This window comes from Streptomyces cylindrosporus (assembly GCF_022698165.1).
Lineage (GTDB): Bacteria > Actinomycetota > Actinomycetes > Streptomycetales > Streptomycetaceae > Streptomyces > Streptomyces cylindrosporus.
The window spans coordinates 51,646-68,248 of record NZ_JALDAY010000020.1 but is presented as its reverse complement, the minus strand read 5'-3'; the positions used below and the strand labels follow the sequence as shown (position 1 = coordinate 68,248).

At 69.8% G+C, this 16,603-nt stretch carries 19 protein-coding genes; 7 read left to right on the top strand and 12 right to left on the bottom strand.

Features of this window, described 5'->3' with window-relative positions; translation table 11 throughout:
- Window positions 1-80 precede the first annotated feature (80 nt).
- From MQP27_RS46890 to MQP27_RS46875, 4 genes are all read left to right on the top strand, one after another.
- Entirely contained in the window at window positions 81-812 is a 732-nt protein-coding gene (locus MQP27_RS46890; protein ID WP_242777437.1) for a cyclodityrosine synthase, read from the top strand.
- Window positions 802-2,001: a cytochrome P450 gene (locus tag MQP27_RS46885; protein ID WP_242777435.1), complete on the top strand. Its 1,200-nt coding sequence runs from the start codon at window positions 802-804 to the stop codon at window positions 1,999-2,001. The genes MQP27_RS46890 and MQP27_RS46885 overlap by 11 nt, the downstream gene beginning before the upstream one ends.
- 67 nt (window positions 2,002-2,068) lie before the next feature.
- A complete protein-coding gene (locus tag MQP27_RS46880; protein WP_242777433.1) occupies window positions 2,069-2,806 on the top strand; it encodes a response regulator transcription factor in 738 nt (245 codons plus the stop codon).
- Window positions 2,803-4,155, top strand: a complete 1,353-nt coding sequence (locus MQP27_RS46875) for a HAMP domain-containing sensor histidine kinase (protein ID WP_242777431.1) — start codon at window positions 2,803-2,805, stop codon at window positions 4,153-4,155. The genes MQP27_RS46880 and MQP27_RS46875 overlap by 4 nt, the downstream gene beginning before the upstream one ends.
- Here MQP27_RS46875 and MQP27_RS46870 read toward each other — a convergent pair.
- Both MQP27_RS46870 and MQP27_RS46865 read right to left on the bottom strand, forming a co-directional pair.
- On the bottom strand, window positions 4,121-4,630 hold the full coding sequence (locus MQP27_RS46870; RefSeq protein WP_242777428.1) for an SgcJ/EcaC family oxidoreductase: 510 nt from the start codon (window positions 4,628-4,630) through the stop codon (window positions 4,121-4,123). The genes MQP27_RS46875 and MQP27_RS46870 overlap by 35 nt on opposite strands.
- A 131-nt stretch (window positions 4,631-4,761) precedes the next feature.
- Window positions 4,762-6,834, bottom strand: coding sequence for an NB-ARC domain-containing protein (locus MQP27_RS46865; protein ID WP_242777426.1), 2,073 nt, complete (start codon window positions 6,832-6,834; stop codon window positions 4,762-4,764).
- 47 nt (window positions 6,835-6,881) lie between these two features.
- Between MQP27_RS46865 and MQP27_RS46860 the strand changes: the two genes are divergently transcribed.
- Window positions 6,882-7,616 (top strand): sulfite exporter TauE/SafE family protein, encoded by a 735-nt coding sequence (locus MQP27_RS46860; RefSeq protein WP_242777424.1) that lies wholly within the window; start codon window positions 6,882-6,884, stop codon window positions 7,614-7,616.
- On the opposite strand, the gene MQP27_RS46855 is transcribed toward MQP27_RS46860, so the two are convergent.
- The 9 genes from MQP27_RS46855 to MQP27_RS46815 form a co-directional block, all read right to left on the bottom strand.
- A complete protein-coding gene (locus MQP27_RS46855; protein WP_242777422.1) occupies window positions 7,582-8,040 on the bottom strand; it encodes a Uma2 family endonuclease in 459 nt (152 codons plus the stop codon). The genes MQP27_RS46860 and MQP27_RS46855 overlap by 35 nt on opposite strands.
- A 10-nt stretch (window positions 8,041-8,050) precedes the next feature.
- Complete coding sequence (locus MQP27_RS46850) at window positions 8,051-9,040, bottom strand: hypothetical protein (protein WP_242777420.1); 990 nt, start codon at window positions 9,038-9,040, stop codon at window positions 8,051-8,053.
- 295 nt (window positions 9,041-9,335) lie between these two features.
- On the bottom strand, window positions 9,336-9,518 hold the full coding sequence (locus MQP27_RS46845) for a DUF397 domain-containing protein (RefSeq protein ID WP_242777418.1): 183 nt from the start codon (window positions 9,516-9,518) through the stop codon (window positions 9,336-9,338).
- Window positions 9,515-10,333, bottom strand: coding sequence for a helix-turn-helix domain-containing protein (locus MQP27_RS46840; RefSeq protein WP_308290094.1), 819 nt, complete (start codon window positions 10,331-10,333; stop codon window positions 9,515-9,517). The genes MQP27_RS46845 and MQP27_RS46840 overlap by 4 nt, the downstream gene beginning before the upstream one ends.
- Window positions 10,334-10,441: 108 nt before the next feature.
- Window positions 10,442-10,774, bottom strand: a complete 333-nt coding sequence (locus tag MQP27_RS46835; RefSeq protein WP_242777416.1) for a helix-turn-helix domain-containing protein — start codon at window positions 10,772-10,774, stop codon at window positions 10,442-10,444.
- Complete coding sequence (locus MQP27_RS46830; RefSeq protein ID WP_242777414.1) at window positions 10,771-11,166, bottom strand: type II toxin-antitoxin system RelE/ParE family toxin; 396 nt, start codon at window positions 11,164-11,166, stop codon at window positions 10,771-10,773. The genes MQP27_RS46835 and MQP27_RS46830 overlap by 4 nt, the downstream gene beginning before the upstream one ends.
- A gap of 94 nt (window positions 11,167-11,260) precedes the next feature.
- Complete coding sequence (locus tag MQP27_RS46825) at window positions 11,261-11,920, bottom strand: DUF5063 domain-containing protein (protein ID WP_242777412.1); 660 nt, start codon at window positions 11,918-11,920, stop codon at window positions 11,261-11,263.
- Window positions 11,913-12,512, bottom strand: coding sequence for a recombination mediator RecR (recR, locus tag MQP27_RS46820; RefSeq protein WP_055516352.1), 600 nt, complete (start codon window positions 12,510-12,512; stop codon window positions 11,913-11,915). The genes MQP27_RS46825 and recR overlap by 8 nt, the downstream gene beginning before the upstream one ends.
- A 55-nt stretch (window positions 12,513-12,567) precedes the next feature.
- Window positions 12,568-12,912, bottom strand: a complete 345-nt coding sequence (locus tag MQP27_RS46815; RefSeq protein ID WP_242777410.1) for a YbaB/EbfC family nucleoid-associated protein — start codon at window positions 12,910-12,912, stop codon at window positions 12,568-12,570.
- Between the two features lie 277 nt (window positions 12,913-13,189).
- Between MQP27_RS46815 and MQP27_RS46810 the strand changes: the two genes are divergently transcribed.
- Together MQP27_RS46810 and MQP27_RS46805 are read left to right on the top strand one after the other, a co-directional pair.
- Window positions 13,190-13,945 (top strand): SLATT domain-containing protein, encoded by a 756-nt coding sequence (locus MQP27_RS46810; RefSeq protein WP_242777409.1) that lies wholly within the window; start codon window positions 13,190-13,192, stop codon window positions 13,943-13,945.
- 146 nt (window positions 13,946-14,091) lie between these two features.
- On the top strand, window positions 14,092-15,228 hold the full coding sequence (locus tag MQP27_RS46805; protein WP_242777407.1) for a sensor histidine kinase: 1,137 nt from the start codon (window positions 14,092-14,094) through the stop codon (window positions 15,226-15,228).
- On the opposite strand, the gene MQP27_RS46800 is transcribed toward MQP27_RS46805, so the two are convergent.
- Window positions 15,176-16,570 carry a M20/M25/M40 family metallo-hydrolase gene (locus tag MQP27_RS46800; RefSeq protein ID WP_242777405.1) on the bottom strand — a complete coding sequence of 465 codons (1,395 nt, stop codon included), beginning with the start codon at window positions 16,568-16,570 and terminating at the stop codon, window positions 15,176-15,178. The genes MQP27_RS46805 and MQP27_RS46800 overlap by 53 nt on opposite strands.
- Window positions 16,571-16,603: the final 33 nt, after the last annotated feature.

Below are 16,603 nucleotides of genomic sequence, written 5' to 3'. Positions count from 1 at the left end.
GCCAGCTAACTTCGCGTCGTCGTCGCCACACCAGGAGCACACGGCTCCCAGGGACTAGCGACGCGAAGGATTCTCCTTCCTTGACGACTGCGACCGTTTCCGAGATCCAGCACGTCGCTCCCGCCGGCCTCTTCAAGGTCCGGCCCTTCACCCCGCACTGCGAGGTCATCCACACCGCCGCCGACCACGCCGTGATCGGCGTCTCCCCCGGCAACAGCTACTTCTCCGCCCGCCGGGTCCTCGACCTGGCCCGCTGGGGGCTCGCGCTCTTCGAACGCGTGGACCTCGTCTACACCGACCTGCACGTGGCGGAGATGTACGAGGCCTCCGGCTACACCGCCGAGGACGCGCGCCGGAAGGCGGTGAAGAACCTGCGCGGTGTACGGGCCAAGGTGCTCGGCGCCGTCCAGGCCACCGACCCCGGCGGCCGCCGCGTGCGGGCCCACGCCATGTCCGACTTCCGCGACAACGGCGCGTACCGCGAGATCCACCACGACCTGCGCGCCCGCCTCGCCACCGACGACGAGTTCCGCACGACCTGCGAACAGCTCGTCGACGGCTTCCTCGCCACCAAGGATCAGCGGATGGGCGAGAGACAGCGCCAGGTCTGCCTGGAGTACGTCACCGCCGAGGCGCCCCTCTTCCTGGACACCCCGGCCATCCTGGGCGTCCCGTCCTCCCTCAACTGCTACCACCAGCTCCTCCCGATGGCCGAACTGCTCTACTCCCCCGGCGCCGGCCTGCGCGCCTCCCGCAACCAGGGCCACGCCATCGTCACGCCGGCCGGAACGGAGCACGCCGATGTCCGTTGACACCCCGATCGACACCCCGATCGACTTTCCGTTCTCGTGGCGCGGCGACCAACTCCCTCCTGAGGTCGAGGAGTTGCGAGCCACCACACCGGTACGGCGCGTACGCACCATCGCCGGGGACGAGGCCTGGCTGGTGTCGTCGTACGAACTCTGCAAGCAGGTCCTGGAGGACCCGCGCTTCAGTCTCAAGGACACCTCCGCGCCGGGCGTCCCGCGCCAGTACGCGCTGACGATCCCGCCCGAGGTCGTCAACAACATGGGGAACATCACCGGCGCCGGGCTGCGCAAGGCCGTACTCAAGGCGCTCAGTCCGAAGAGCCCGGGGCTGGAGGAGTGGCTTCGGGGGTACGCCGGTGAGCTCGTCGACGGGCTGGTGCGCGAGGGTGCGCCCGTGGACCTGCGGGCCGGCTTCGCCGATCCGTACTCGGCGGGCACGCACTGCCGCATCCTCGGCATCCCGCAGGCCGACGCGCCCCGGCTCATGCGCAGTCTGGACATCGCGTTCATGAACTCGGCCTGCCCGGTCGCCGGCGCGCGGCTCAACTGGGACCGCGACATCGCGTACATGACGGAACGGCTCGGTGATCCGGCCACCACAGGTCTCATGGCCGAGATCGGCGCGCTGCGCGACGACCCCGACTACGCCCATCTCACCGACGAGATGCTCGCGACCGTCGGCGTGACGATGTTCGGGGCAGGGGTGATCTCGACGTCCGGCTTCCTGACCATGGCGCTGGTGTCACTGGTCCAGCACCCGGAGCTGCAGAAGGAACTCGTCGCGGATCCCGGCAGGATTCCCGCGGCCGTCGACGAGCTGCTGCGCGTCAACCTCTCCATCGGGGACGGGCTGCCGCGGCTGGCACTGGAGGACGTACGGCTCGGGGAGGCCGAGGTGCGGGCCGGTGAGCTGGTGCTCGTCCTCGTCGAGGGCGCGAACTTCGACCCGGCCGCCTTCCCCGACCCGCACACCCTCGACCTCGCCCGCGCCAACAGCACGGCCCACCTCTCCTTCGGCGGCGGCCGGCACTACTGTCCCGCCACCGCGCTGGCCCGCAAGCACGCCGAAATCGGGCTCGCGACGCTGCTGGAACGGATGCCGGGGCTACGGCTCGCCGTGCCGATCGAGCAGTTGGTGTGGCGGACCGGGTTCATGAAGCGGATCCCGGAGCGGCTCCCGACCATGTGGTAAGTGCTGCTTTGCCCGTCCGTGGCTCGGTGACCGGCCGTCTTTAAAGTTCAAGCACTAGGGTTCGGCTGTGCGCGTACTGCTGGTGGAAGACGACGAACCGGTCGCCGAGTCGCTCCGGCGAGGACTGCTGCGTTACGGCTTCGAGGTGGAGTGGGTCACCACGGGCGGCGCGGCGCTCGGCCACGAGGGCCCCTACGACGTCGTACTCCTCGACCTCGGACTGCCCGACGCTGACGGCCTCGACGTCTGCAAGGCGCTGCGCGGGCGTGGTGACGTGCCGATCATCGTGATCAGTGCGCGCAGCGACGAGACGGACCGGGTGGTGGGCCTGGAGCTGGGCGCGGACGACTACGTCTCCAAGCCGTTCGGGGTGCGGGAGGTCATCGCGCGGATACGGGCGGTCATGCGGCGCGTGCAGCCCCGTACCGGAGCCTCGCCTTCGGAGAACGCCCCGGACCGTTACGGCGCCCGGCTCACCGTCGACCGCAAGGCCGCCCGCGTCCGGCTGGACGGCGCGGAGGTCGCGCTCGCGCCCAAGGAGTACGACCTGCTGGCCTTCCTCACCGAGGAGCCGGGCGCGCTGATGTCGCGCGAGCAGATCATGGAAGCGGTCTGGGACGCGAACTGGTTCGGGCCGACCAAGACGCTGGACGTGCATGTGGCGGCGCTGCGGCGGAAGCTCGCGGGGGCGATCACGATCGAGGCGGTGCGGGGGGTCGGCTTCCGGCTGGAGATCGTCAAGGACGCAGCGGACGCCGCGGACCCCACTGACCCCGCTGGTCCCGCCGCCCCCGGGGTCTCATGAACCGGCAACTCATCCGCAGCTACATCCTCCTCGTCGCGGTCGCCATCTTCCTGTTCACCGTGCCGGTCGCCTTCACCCTCACCAAGCAACTGCGCGACGACACCGGGCTGTCCGTCCTGCGCGAGGCCAAGACCATGGCGCTGCTGCTGGGCAACGGCGACACGGTCTCGTGCGACGCCCTGACGGAGGTGGCCAGGGCATACGGCAAGGAGACCCCCGGCACCGTCCAGGTGACCGCCGACGGCCGCTGCGCCCCCGACCTGCCGAAGCCGGCCCCGGATGCGGCGCTGACCCGGGCCGTGGAGCACGACGAGCCCACCACCGACTGGGGTTCGGACTTCATCTGGGGCAAGCAGCTGAAGGTCACCGTCCCCGCGGACGGCCGGGCGGCGGTACGGATCATGTACTCGACCTCCGGCATGACCGACCGCCTGTGGCAGATCTGGGGCTTCCGGGCGGGCCTGGCGGTGCTGGTGCTCGCGGCCGCCGCGGCGATCGGCGCGGTGGCCGCCCGCCGGATCACCCGCCCGCTGCGCCAACTCAACGACATGGCAAGCAAGTTCAGCGACGGCGACCTGACGGCACGCTCCCCGGTGGAGGGCCCGCCGGAGACCCAGACCCTCGCCCGCACCCTGAACCAGGCGGGCGAGCGCCTCGACACCCTCATCGCCTCGCAGCGCATCTTCGTCGCCGACGCCTCCCATCAACTCCGCACCCCGCTCACCGCGTTGAGGCTGTCGCTGGACAACATCGCGGACGGCGTGGACGACGAGTTCGTACGCGAGGACGTCGAGCAGGCGACCGCCGAGGTCGTCCGGATGAGCCGGCTGGTCAACGGCCTGCTGGTGCTCGCGCGGGCGGAGGCGAAGGTGACCGCGGCGGAGCCGCTGCCGCTCACGGACATCGTGGAGGAACGGCTCGCGGTGTGGAGACCGGCCGCCGACGAGCGCGGAGTCACCATCGCGCTCAGGGGGAGTGCCGACGGCCGGCCGACCGTGCTGGCCAGTCCCGGCCATCTCGACCAGGTGTTGGACAACGTGCTCTCGAACGCCCTGGAGGTGTCGCCCGACGGCGGCACGATCACCGTGCGGGTGGAGTCGAAGGCCGACGAGGTGGTGCTGTCGGTCCTAGACGAGGGGCCGGGCATGTCCGACGCGGAGAAGCCACGCGCCTTCGACCGCTTCTGGCGCGGTCAGGGCCTGACCGGGCGCTCCGGTTCGGGCCTGGGCCTCGCCGTCGTGAAACAGCTGGTGACGGACGACGGTGGCACGGTGGCCCTCCGGGACGCGCCCGACGGAGGCCTGTGGGTGGTCATCACCCTTCGGGCATCTTCGAGGAGTGGTGGTTGACGATCAGCCACTTGCCGCCCCGCTTCTCGTACTCGTACGTGTAGCGGGCCTCGACCGTGCTCTTCGCGCCGGTGTCCGGGTCGGTGAGCGTGAACTCGTAGACGCCGGTGTCGATGGCCGAATTCCGGTCGAGCACGTTCACTATCGTCTGGATCTTCTTGCCGACCGGCTTGTTCTGCAGGAAGTGCTCGAAGTAGTCGACGATGCCGGCGTGGTCCGTGCGGACCTTGTTGGAGACGGTGGGCAGCAGCACCGCGTCCTTGGCGTACAGGTCCGCGACCTTCTCCGGGTCGCCGGTCTGCAGGGTTCTGTTCCACTGGTCGAACAGCCCGGCGATCTGCGCCTTGCTGGGCATGCCGCTGCCGTCCTTGGTGCCGGCGGTGGCGGCGACGGTACCGACGGTGCCGAGGGCGAGGGCGGCGGTGGCGGTGACGACGGCTGCGCGCTTGCTGATGCTGGTGGATCGACGGGTCATCGCAACTCAACTCCAGTGCGGTGGCGGGTCTTGGTGATGCCTCAAGACTCGCTTTTCACTGGTTAGGGGCTGTGCAGGGGACGTACAGCGTGGATACAGGGTGCATCCAACTCACGGGCCGTATCGGCCGATCACGCTTCGTGTGGGGTCAGGAGGGGTGCGAAGGCCTGCTGAATCTGGTGGACGTACGGGTCGTCGCCGAGGAGTTGGCGGCTGTCGGCAACGAGAGAGACGGCCAGGTCACGGGCCCGGGCCTGGTCGTCAGCAGCCCGCCAGAGAAACCCGACGAAAGCCCTGCGGCTGTTCATGGTGACCCTGCTGGTCTCGCCGTAGAGGCGTGTCCTGCGCGCGATGCTCTCTTCCAGGAGGACCGTGGCCCTGGCGATGTCGCCCGCCTTCCTGCAGGACCAGATCAGATTCCAGTGAACGGTGTCGTAGATCTTGCTCTCCGTGCCCTCGACCGCCTCGATCCGGGACAGCAGGGCCTCGATGGCATCAGCGGCCCTGGCAGCCGTGACGTCGTCGGCGGCCTCCTCGGCCCAATACCGCAGCGCCCTGCTCCAGGCCGACCAGGCCCTCAGGGCCATGGCATGGTCCTCGCCCAGGGCCAACTCGGCGCTCTCCGCGTTCTCCTTCGCCAACGACAACCCGTCCGCGATCCGGCCGCCGTCCACCATTTCCTCGGCCAGGACGGCCCTGGCTTCGAAGGTCCGCTCGTTGTGCAGCCCGAACTCCCGTACGTGATCGGCCAGATTCGTCTCCAGAAGCCGGATCGCATGCTCCGGGTCGCCCGCGATTCCATGGGCGTGGGCCAGATCCGAGCGCATGATGAGCGTGATCTCGTGCCGTGGACCGAGCGAGCGTTCCGCCGCGGCCACGGCCCGCGCGTGCAACTCCGTCATGCGGGATTCGTCGATGGTCGAGACCTTGATACCTCCCATGTTGAACAGCCAGGCTTCGTTGGCGCCGTCGGCATCCGGGTCGGTGCAGCCGGCCAATGCGTCGAGATGGGTGAACCACACCTTCTCCGCATCGATGCCACGGAGTCCCCAGCTGCTGCGCAGCAGTCGCTCGACGGACTCCCGGCACGCACCCGGCGCCTCCGCCCGCGCCACCGCCTGCACCAGCCGATGCACCGAGATCGTGTCGTCGTCGTGCAGCCTGATCAGACTGTGCGCGGCAAGCCGCCGGACGGCCTCCGTGACCTCTACGGGACCGCCCATCTCCGCCAGATACCCCCGCGGAATCCCCTCCGGCGCCCACCACGCGACGACCCCCAGAATCCGCTCCGCCAGCGGCGTGTCCGTCAGCCGGTCCATCGAGATCCGCCACACCCTGGCGACCGTCCGGGCCTGGTCCGTCCCCTCCGCCGACTGCGCGAAGACCTCCCGCGGATACGCGGCGAGCAGCTCCCGGTACCTCCCCGCCGTGATCCCCGCCTCTGCGCAGTACGCCGCCGCCTGTTCCACGGCCAGCGGCAGGAACCCCAGCTCCCGGCAGAGTTCCTCGATGTCCTCACCGGGCCCGTCGATCCGCTCGAACAACTCGATGGCGTCAGCCGGTTCCAGCACGTCGAGGGCCAACGGCTCGGCGACCTTGTGCCACCCGCTGGCCCGCCGCGTGGTGATCAGAAACCGCCCGCCCGTGGCCCGCCCCAGCAGCTGCTTCACATCGGCCGGGTCGGACACGTTGTCCAGCACCAGCAGCCACCCGTCATGCCCCGCCAGCCACTGAACCGCCCGCTCCCGCAGCGCTTCCCGGGACAGTACGTCCCTCAAGGCCGGCGCCAGCGCCACCGCCAGCTCGGCGAGCCCCGCGTCGAGATCGGCCTGAGTCTCCGCGGTGATCCACCAAACCGGGTTGTACGACCCCACCCGCCCCGCCGCCCAGTGCGCTGCCAGCGTCGACTTCCCGATGCCGCCGAGACCGTGCACTGCCTGGACGACAACACCGCGCGCCTCGCCGAACGCCTCGTCGAGAAGGGCGAGTTCGCGCTCCCGGCCGACGAACACGGCCGTCTTGTCGGGCAGGTTGACCAGCCCGTGTGGCGCCGACTCGGGCAACGCGAACGCCTCCGGCGGCAACACAGTCGAGTTCTCGGCGTACATGGCGACGGAGCCGTCGCCCGTGAGTGCCTGCCGTATCGCCCGCGCCGAGGCGATCGCCCGCGCACCGGACGCCTCGGTCTTCGACTCCCCCGTCATACGACCATGATGGCGCCCGGAACCCGAGAGGCGCAGGATGCTGATCCATGGCGACTCACGGCTGGACGGGCGACGTACTACTGACGGCGATCGTGCTGCTCGGCTCCTCCGTGCAATGGCTCACCGGCATGGGCTTCGCCCTGGTCGCCGTACCCGCGTTGGTGCTGCTGCTGGGACCGGCCGAGGGTGTCGTGCTCGCCAACTGCGCGGCGGGGGCGATCAGTGTCGTGGGGCTGGTGGGTGGTTGGCGGCGGGTGCGACTCGGCGCGATGGTGCCGTTGTGCGTGGCGGCGGCGTGCACGGTGCCGTTGGGGGCCTGGATGACGCGCCAACTCCCGGAGCCCGCCCTCCTGTTGGTCATGGGCGGGCTCGTGACCGTCGCCGTGCTGCTCGTCATGCGGGGTGCCCGGGTGCCGGCCCTGCGGGGGACCAAGGGGGCGGTCGCTGCGGGGGCGGCGGGTGGGTTCATGAACTCCGCGGCGGGGGTGGGCGGGCCGCCCATCTCCCTGTACGCGCTCAACGCAGGCTGGACGGTACGGGAGTTCGTGCCGAACGCGCAGTTCTACGGGGTGGTCGTGAACGCCTTCTCCGTCGCCGCGAACGGGGTGCCGCGGCTGGGCGGGGAACAGTGGGGCGTTGTCGTCGGCGCGATGGTGGTGGGGGCGGTGATCGGGAGGGGGCTCGCCGAGCGGATACCCGAGCGGCGAGCCCGGCTGCTGGTGCTGCTGCTGGCCCTGACGGGCGGGATCACTGCCGTCGGGAAGGGACTGTGGGGACTCTGATCAGTCCGCGAACTCCTTCCCAGTGCAGATAGCGGCCGTCCTCCGGCTGGTTGAACACGATGACCGAGGCCTCGTCACGATCGATGAGGAGGTAGACGGGAATGCCCGCAGCCGCGCAGCCGCCCGGCTTCTCGACCCGGTCACGCTGGTGGGTGTCGGAGTCGTGGGACGTGACCTCCACGACCATCAGCACATCGTCCGCGTCGGACCAGTCCCCATGCCCGTACAGCCAAAGCTCGGGACGATGCTGCATGCACAGCCTCTGCAACCAGGCGGTGATCGTGTCGTGATTGCCGTCCGTCACGCCTTTGACCTGGACCTTCCCGCTGATGAACTCCAGCCGCACGGTCTCCGGGGCATGGCGTTCCAGTTCCTCGAACTCCTCGACGGACATCTGGGGCTGCTGCTCGGTCCTGGGGGTCATGGCGCCGCCTTCACAGCAGCCCCGCCGCGCGGCGAAGGGCGTCGACGCGTTCGGTGACGTCGATGACCTCGTCGGCGCCGGGCAGACCGCCGCCGCTGTCACGCGGGCCGGGGAGGAACGTCTCGGGGACCGGCTTGTGCACGTACACCGGCCCTTCCGCCTCGATCTCCGCCAGGCACTCCCGGCACAGCCCGTCCACGATCTCCGTCGTCCGTTCGTCCGCGTCGCACAGACCGCAGGCCATGATCACGCGGGTCACCCGGGCACGGCGGACGGCGGCCTTCTGCCTGGTCTTGGCCTTCTTCGGGGGCATCTTGTTCTCCAGTCGGTTGCGGGCGAGACCGCCCGGGTTGGTGACGGCGGGCGGCAGCCCGTCGGTCAGGGCTCGGGTGATGTCGTTCGGGGTCGCGCCACGGGACAGCCACTCGGCGGCGAGCGATTCGAGGGAACGGCAGTCACCGTCCGACAGCGGCATACGAGCGTCGGCGGCACGCACGTCGGCGAGGGTCTGGTAGGCCGCGCTGGGCTGTTCGACGGCGGACTGTTCCGCGGCGGACGTCTCCTGCGGTACGGCCTCTTCGGCCTTCGGGGCCGGTTCTTCCGCGTCCTCGACCCGCACGAGACCGCGCATGTAGTCCTCGGTCACGTCCCTGCCGTGGAGTTCCCGCGCGAAGTCCGCCCACCACTCCGGTGACCTGCGCGTACGCGACCAGTACGTCCGCGTCACCCACCGCATCGAGTTGTCCTCGACGGTGATGTGCTCCTTGATCCAGCGCAGGTGGCCGGCGACGGTGATACGGCCGAGGGAGGCGCGTACCGCCTGCTGGCCGTAGCGGGGGTGCGCGGCGGCGATCGCCTTGTAGCCCATCGCGTGACCCGCTTCGAGGTGGTCGACGAAGACGGCGATCTCGGCGTCACGGGGGCTCAGGTGTGCGAAGTCCGGGTCTGCGTGCGGGTCTTCGTCACCGGCGGAGCGTTTGCCGTAACCCGTTTTGGCCATGGGGTGGGACGGGGACGGCAGGGCAGGGCTAGGCTGGGCGTAAGCCACGATCGACTCGCTTTCGATTCGTAGGTCAGGCCCCGGAGCCGGTGTTGGTAGCACCGACCGGGGCCGAACTATTTGCTTGTTTGCCGCGAACCTAGAGTGCCCTTGCGCTCCGAAGCAAGCCGATCACTCAGCGTCACCCTTTCGGGTTGCGCGCGCTCAACTCCCGCACATACATGGTTGGTTGGGTTGGATTTCAACCAACCCAGAACCCAGAAAACCCGGTTTGGAAGAGCTCGAAACCCGAGACTCAAGCCCCGGGCTGAACTGCGGAAACGAAGGCCACCCAGGCGGGGGCGGTGACGTGGAGTTCAGGGCTCGCGGAGAGCTTGGAGTCACGAACATGGATGGCGGAGGCGAACGCGACTTCGACGCAGTTGCCGCCCTCATCGTCGCTGTAGCTCGACTTGAACCACTTCAACTGGTCGTTCACGACTGATCCACCATCCGCTCGATGAAACGGGCCGACTCGTCAGGATCGAGGGCCTGCGTACGGATCATGCTAAGACGCTCGGTCACGCGACTGACAACCCCAGGATCCGCCGAAAGCTCACTGGAGAACTGCCCTTCGGCGAAGGCGAATCGCTCGTGATCACGGGTCTCCAACAGCACCATGGGCCCCAGAAGTGCACCAGAGATGGCCCGTTCAAATGGGAGCACCTGGATCACCACATTTCGCAAGCGCCCCGCCTCCAACAGATGACGCAGCTGTTCGGCGTCCACCAGCGGACTCCGCAGCACGGCCTCGTAGAGGACGAAGCTCAAACCCACGGGCGGCTTCCGCTGGTTGAGCACTGCCTGCCGCTCCATACGGGCGGCGATGCGCTCCTCGACCGTCTCCTCGTCCAGCGGAGGGATGCGGTTGTCGATGAGGGATCGCGCGTACCCCTTCGTCTGCAACAGACCCGGGACCAGGGCGACCTCGTACGACCAAATACTGGTGGCCTCCCTCTCCCGCTCCATGAAGTCCTGCGCCCGCGCCGGGAACCGCTCCCGGTTAACGAATTCCTTCGCGCCGCTCAACATGCCTTTCGCGTCGCAGAGTTCGTCGGCGACGTCCAGGACACGGGAAGTGGGCCTGCGTACCCCACGCTCCATGGACGTGATGGTGTCCGGGGAGTAGTTGGCCGCGGAGGCCAGCTGCTCTCGGCTCACGTCCGCCTTCATGCGCCAGCGCTTCAGCTGGTCGCCGGCGTAGCGCCAGGCAACGGGCGGCTGGGAGTTGGAGCTGTTGGACTGGCCCGCCACGACACGCACCTCCGACCGGTGGACCCGGGTGTGGGTCACCTGGGTCACTACCGAGCGTAGCGGCGCCGATGCCGCTGTGTGACCCTTTCGTGGGCGACACCGTCTGCCTCAGGCCGCCCCGGCCGTCCGGTCCCCGTACTCGATGGTCACCGTGATCCGCGCCCCCAGCGCCTCCGCGTACGCGCGCATCGTCTCGAGGTTGTGGATCTCTCCGCGCTCGATCTGGGACACCCGCGCCTGGGAGATCCCCACCGTCGCGGCCACCTGAGCCTGCGTCAGCCCCTGCTCCTCACGGATCTCCCGCAGGTGATGACCGACCACGTACGCCTCGGTCGCCGTACGCGCCGCCTGCTTGCGGGACTCCCACTCGACATCGGACACGGCGGGCTGGTTCTCCCGCAACCGGCGCTTGGTCTCCGCCCAGCTGCTGTACTGGCTCATCGGACCTTCCCGTCCCTTCCAGACTCGTCTGCGACGGCCAGGTACTCGTCGTAGCGGGCCTCGGCAATCGGGATCGCCTCCCGGTACCAGTCGCTCCAGCGGCCGGACTTGTCCCCGGCGACCAACAGGATGGCCTGTCGCCTCGGATCGAAGACGAACAGGATCCGGACTTCCGTGCTCCCCGAACTGCCTGGCCGCAGCTCTTTGAGGTTGTGGGTACGGCAGCCGGTGAGCCGGTCGACGAGCGGGCGTCCCAGCGCGGGACCGCTGTCCGCCAGCATGTCGATCGCCGCCTCGACGAGGTCCGCAGACATCGGATCCTCCTCCGCGAGCTTGAGCAGCCACGACTCCACCGAAGGATGGAGGTTGATCTCCCAGTTCATGCTCCGCATTCGAGCGTAGGACGCCGAGCGGCAGAAGGGAATCCTTATACCTTCAGCTCATCGAGTGACTGCGCCGATCCGACCCGCAGACAAGGTCCCTCAGTCACCCCTGCTGAAGCCCCAGCGGCCCCGCGATCTCCTCCTGCATCACCCGTCCCGCCTCGAACTCCAGCGTCTCGTCGCCCATGCCGGGCTGGTCCGTGTCCAGGCCGTCCAGTTCTTCCAGGGGCTGGTTGAGGCGGACGTGGATGAGGACCGACTGGAGGGCTCGGAGGGCCGCGGAGGCCGTGGGGCCCCAGTTGGAGAAGTAGGAGAACTGCCACCACCACAGCGCCTCCGTGGTGCGGCCCGCGCGGTAGTGGGCCATGCCGTGGCGGAGGTCGGTGATCACGTCGGCGAGGTCGTCGGAGAGGCGGGCCGGGACGGGGGCCTTCCGGGGCTCGTACGGGTCGAAGACCTCCGAGTACACGTCCACCGGGTCCAGGAGACGGGCCAGGTTTTCGCGGAGTTCGTCCACGTCCGCGTCCGGGCCCGTGTCGGGCTCGTAGCGCTCGTCGGGGACGATGTCCTCGTGCGCGCCCAGGCGGCCACCGGCAAGGAGGAGCTGGGAGACCTCCAGGAGGAGGAAGGGCACCGCCGAGTCGGGCTCGTCGCCCTTGGCGACCTCCCCGACGGCCACCAGGAAGCTCTCTACCTGGTCCGCGATCTGGACCGCGAAGTCGTCCGGGTCCTGGGTCGTGGCGTGCAGCGTGGCGTCAGACATCTAGGAGTCGTCTCCCCTCGAAGGCGCGACCGAGGGTCACCTCGTCCGCGTATTCCAGGTCGCCACCCACCGGGAGGCCGCTGGCCAGGCGGGTGACCTTGAGGCCCATGGGCTTGATCATGCGAGCGAGGTAGGTGGCGGTCGCCTCGCCCTCCAGATTCGGGTCCGTGGCCAGGATCAGCTCCGTGACCGTACCGTCGGCCAACCGCGCGAGAAGTTCTCGTATACGCAGGTCGTCGGGACCGACCCCCTCGATGGGGCTGATCGCCCCGCCGAGCACGTGGTAGCGGCCCCGGAACTCGCGGGTGCGCTCGATGGCGACCACGTCCTTGGGCTCCTCCACCACGCAGATGACGGTGGGGTCGCGGCGGGTGTCGCGGCAGATGTTGCACAGCTCCTCCTGCGCGACGTTCCCGCACGTCGCGCAGAAGCGGACCTTCGCCTTGACCTCCATCAGGGCCTGCGCGAGCCGCCGTACGTCCGTCGGCTCCGCCTGCAGGATGTGGAAGGCGATGCGCTGGGCGCTCTTGGGACCGACGCCGGGCAGCCGCCCCAGTTCGTCGATGAGGTCCTGCACCACGCCTTCGTACAACGGACTGCCCTTTCTGGAGGCTTGCAGTACGTACGGTAGTTGGCCCCGGGGCCTCTTAGAAAGGCAGGCCCGGGATGCCGCTGCCGCCGCCCAGGCCCTGGGCCAGCGGGCCGAGCTTCTGCTGCTGGAGGTTCTGGGCGTTCTCGTTGGCCGCCTGGACCGCCGCGACGATCAGGTCGGCGAGGGTCTCGGTGTCGTCGGGGTCGACCGCCTTCGGGTCGATCTGCAGGGCCCGCAGCTCTCCGGAACCGGTCACGGTCGCCTTCACCAGGCCGCCGCCGGCCTGCCCGTCGACCTCGGTCCGTGCCAGTTCCTCCTGCGCCTTCTGCAGGTCCTGCTGCATCTTCTGGGCCTGCTGGAGCAGCTGCTGCATATTGGGCTGGCCACCACCGGGAATCACGATCAGCTCCTGGTTTCGTCGTCTCGTCGGTCGTGTCATCGGTCGGGTCATCAGTCGTGCTCGTCCGTTGTGCACGAGCCTACGTGCTCCGCGCAGCCATCGCCCCGCCACTCTTTCGAGTGAGATCGCCGTGACTCCCATACCTGATCAAGCCCCTCTTGCGGGCGGAAAAGAGGCGAAAGGCAACCCCGCGCCACCCATTGGGCGGTAGGAAGGGGTCCGCGTCGGCATGCGATGTCACGCAACGTGAGCGGCCGTGATCAGTAGGGAGTGCCGGGTGGGTCAGCCGGAGATGCAGCCCGAGGGTCCGCCTCAGGACGGGCGGGGCGACGGTGCGGCCGGGCTGCGGCCGGGCGATCTGCTCGGGCGGACGTTTCCGCTCGGGGACTGGGGCGAACCGGCCCAGCGGCTGCACGAGCTGTACCGCTGGGTGGAGCGCGGGGCGCTGGAGACGTCCGCCTGGTATCTCGCGGACCGGGTGTGGAAGCGGCGGGGCGCGCGGGCGCTGCGCGGCGGGGCCGCGGCGGGGGCGGCGGTCGGGGCCGCGCTGCCGCTGCTCGATCTGACCGGGGCGGTCGGCGGGGTCGCCGCGTGGGGGTATCTGGCGCTGCTGCTCGCGGTCGCGTGCGTGGCCGTGGACCGGTTCTTCGGGGTCACGTCCGGGTGGATAAGGGATGTGGCCACGGCGCAGGCGGTGCAGCGGCGGCTTCAGGTGCTGCAGTTCGACTGGGCCTCGGAGAGCGTGCGGGAAGTATTGGGGCCGACGGAAGGGACGGCCGGGGAGGCTGCCGAGCGGTGTCTCGGGGTGTTGCGGCGGTTCTCTGAGGACGTGACCGAGCTGGTGCGTACGGAGACTGCGGACTGGATGGTCGAGTTCCGGACCGGGTCCGCGCCGATGGGGATCCAGTCGGCGGGGGCCGCGGGGCATGGGCGGCAGGACGGTGGGGGCGGGCAGGGGAGGTTTCCGTTGCCGCCGGGTACGAACAACGCTCGGCCGAACATGCCTCGGCAACGGCCGCCCGAGCCGCGGTAGGTCGTCGGTCGGGTGCGGGTGCGTTGTGGCTGGTCGCGCAGTTCCCCGCGCCCCTATCGGGGCGCGACGATGGCCCCGTGCGAGAGAAGGGGCTCGGGAGTTTTCGGCGGTACACCTGGTGGGCTGTCCCAGGGACTGTCGTTTGCGTGATCGTGGCCGTCTACGGCGACTGGGTCCTCGACAGTGACGTGCCGCTGTGGGCCCGGGTGCCGGTCGTGCCCGCCGTCGGCCTGCAGGTCGTTGCGAGCGTCGTGCTGTTGGGCGGGGCGCTCGCGGAGCGGCAAAGGCGGCCCTCGGCCGTCTGGCTCTCGCTCGCCGTCGCCGCCTCCCTCGTCCTCGCCGTCTTTCCGCTGGTCCGGCACAACTACGGGCTGTGGGCCGTCGGCCCCGCCGTGACCGTCGCCATCGGCGCGAGCTTCCTCTCCCCGCGCCCCAGAACCGCCCTCATCATCTGCGCCGTGATCCTCGCGCTCGTGCCCGGTGGCGCCGTCAGTCTCGCTGCTGGTGATGGCCAGACCGCGTACGCCGTGCTCTTCCCCGCCGGGCTCGTCGCCTTCACCGTGTGGACCGTGCTCGGGCCGCTGTGGGCCTGGCGGATCGCGGGGCGGCTGGATCGGGCGCGGCTGCTGGAGGCGGAGGTCGCCGTCAAGGACGAGCGGCTGCGGTTCGCCTCCGATCTGCATGACATCCAGGGGCATCATCTTCAAGTCATCGCCATGAAAGCGGAGTTGGCGTCCCGGCGGACCGCGACCGACCCGGCGGGTGCCGCCGCGGAGATGCAGGAGATACGGCAGCTGTGCTCGGACGCGCTGCGGGACACCCGGGCCGTGGTGCGCGGAATCCGCCGTACGACCCTGGACGAGGAGCTGGCGAACTCCGCCCGGGTCCTGGCCGCGGCCGGCGTCGACGCCCGTACGCACCTCGAACCGGGCGTGAGAGACCTTGAGTTGAGCGAGTCGGCGCGCACCCTGCTGGGCTTGGTCGTGCGCGAGGCCACCACCAACGTCCTGCGGCACAGCCACGCGGGCAGTGTCGAGGTCGACCACCGGGTCAGCGACGGGCGTCTCCGGCTGAGGATCACCAACGACGGCGCCGACAGCGCTCTCGGCCCCTCCGACGGCACCGGTCTGAACGGTCTCGCGGACCGGTTCCGGGCCACGGGCGGGGAGTTGACCTGGGCGCGGGTGGCCGGTGGCCGCTTCGAGGTGATCGCGGTACTGCCGGCAGGAACTACGACTGAGGGTCCGGGAACGCCACCGGGCTTCGCAGGCCCGCCCGGTTGACCGCCCGTACGCCGAAGAAGACGTTGTCCTTGGAGAGGTCCACCTCGTACGTCGTCACGTCCCCGGCCGGGATGACGTGCGTCCACTCCGGTGCCGTCGTCTCGCGCCACACGATCTCGTAGCCCGTGAGGTCCGGCTCGCTCCCCCGAGTCCACGCCAGGGTCGTGGAGTTGGTGAGCGCCGCCGTCAGGATCTTCGCGCCCTTGGGGGTGCCGGGCGCCTGCGCGAGCGTCCACAGCGTGGCCGCGTTGACCTTCGCGACGCGTGTGATGAAGCCGAAGTCGCAGAACTCCGGCAGGTCGCCGTACTGCTTGCCGTCCTCGACGCGGACGTTCTGGTGCTGGTGGGCGAAGTCCTCGGCCGGTTCGGTGAAGCGGGCGGCCGGGTAGGCGCGTTCGAGGAAGGGGATGTGGTCGCCGCCGCGGAGGTATCGGTCACGGCGGTAGATCACGCGGACCCGCATGCCGGTCGCTTCGTTGTCGGCCACGTCCCTGACGAAACGGGCCAGTTGGCGGGTCGCCGAGTCGTTCTCGCCGCCCACCGACTTGCGGACCGTCGCCTGCGCCGGGGTCTCGGACGAGGGCACGCCCTCCGCGAACAAGCGGATGGTGTACGGGTCCTCCGTACCGTCGTCCGCTGTCGGACTGCCGACGATGTCGTTGGTGAACATGCCCTGGACGTCCGTACCGGCCGCCTTCAACTGCTGGGCCAGGTACGTCGATCCGTACAGCCCCTGCTCCTCCCCCGCCACCGCCGCGAAGACGATCGTCGCGGCCGGCCGGCGCTTCGCCATCACCCGGGCCAGCTCCAGTACGACGGCCACCCCGGACGCGTCGTCGTCCGCGCCCGGTGCGTCGGACGTGGCGTCCATGACGTCGGTGACCCGGGAGTCGTAGTGCCCGGAGACGACGTACACGCGCTCGGGCGTGACCGAACCGCGCAGGGTGGCCACGACGTTGGTGATCCTCGTGGCGGTCGGGATACGGGAGGCCGGTTCCTGGACGTACGACTGGAGCTCGGCCGTCATACGGCCGCCGGAGTCGGCGGCGTACGAGCGGAGTTCGGCCAGGAGCCAGTCGCGGGCCGCGCCGATGCCGCGGGCCGGGTCGTCCTGGGCGGAGAGGGTGTGGCGGGTGCCGAAGGAGACCAGTTTGCGGACCGTTGCCTCTATGCGGGCCGGGTCCAACTCCCTTAGGAGGGAACGGAGTTCGCGGGAGGGGTGCTGGGTCGTGGCCGGTGGGCGGCTGCCCTGCGGGGTGGCCGCTGCCGCCTCCGTGCCGCCTGCCGTCAGTGCGGCCGCGCCCGCCGCTGCCGTCAGGACCGTTCTCCTGGTGGGACGCATGAGTCCTCCCGTGGCTGCCGATACCGCCCAGGC

Excerpts from the sequence above, each read along its gene's own strand:
- MQP27_RS46865 (WP_242777426.1), bottom strand. The coding sequence starts at position 6,834 with ATGACGGGGGAGTCGAAGACCGAGGCGTCCGGTGCGCGGGCGATCGCC.
- MQP27_RS46885 (WP_242777435.1), top strand. The coding sequence starts at position 802 with ATGTCCGTTGACACCCCGATCGACACCCCGATCGACTTTCCGTTCTCG.
- MQP27_RS46855 (WP_242777422.1), bottom strand. The coding sequence starts at position 8,040 with ATGACCCCCAGGACCGAGCAGCAGCCCCAGATGTCCGTCGAGGAGTTC.
- MQP27_RS46800 (WP_242777405.1), bottom strand. The coding sequence starts at position 16,570 with ATGCGTCCCACCAGGAGAACGGTCCTGACGGCAGCGGCGGGCGCGGCC.
- MQP27_RS46860 (WP_242777424.1), top strand. The coding sequence starts at position 6,882 with ATGGCGACTCACGGCTGGACGGGCGACGTACTACTGACGGCGATCGTG.
- MQP27_RS46850 (WP_242777420.1), bottom strand. The coding sequence starts at position 9,040 with ATGGCCAAAACGGGTTACGGCAAACGCTCCGCCGGTGACGAAGACCCG.
- MQP27_RS46835 (WP_242777416.1), bottom strand. The coding sequence starts at position 10,774 with ATGAGCCAGTACAGCAGCTGGGCGGAGACCAAGCGCCGGTTGCGGGAG.
- MQP27_RS46870 (WP_242777428.1), bottom strand. The coding sequence starts at position 4,630 with ATGACCCGTCGATCCACCAGCATCAGCAAGCGCGCAGCCGTCGTCACC.
- MQP27_RS46825 (WP_242777412.1), bottom strand. The coding sequence starts at position 11,920 with ATGTCTGACGCCACGCTGCACGCCACGACCCAGGACCCGGACGACTTC.
- MQP27_RS46875 (WP_242777431.1), top strand. The coding sequence starts at position 2,803 with ATGAACCGGCAACTCATCCGCAGCTACATCCTCCTCGTCGCGGTCGCC.
- MQP27_RS46830 (WP_242777414.1), bottom strand. The coding sequence starts at position 11,166 with ATGCGGAGCATGAACTGGGAGATCAACCTCCATCCTTCGGTGGAGTCG.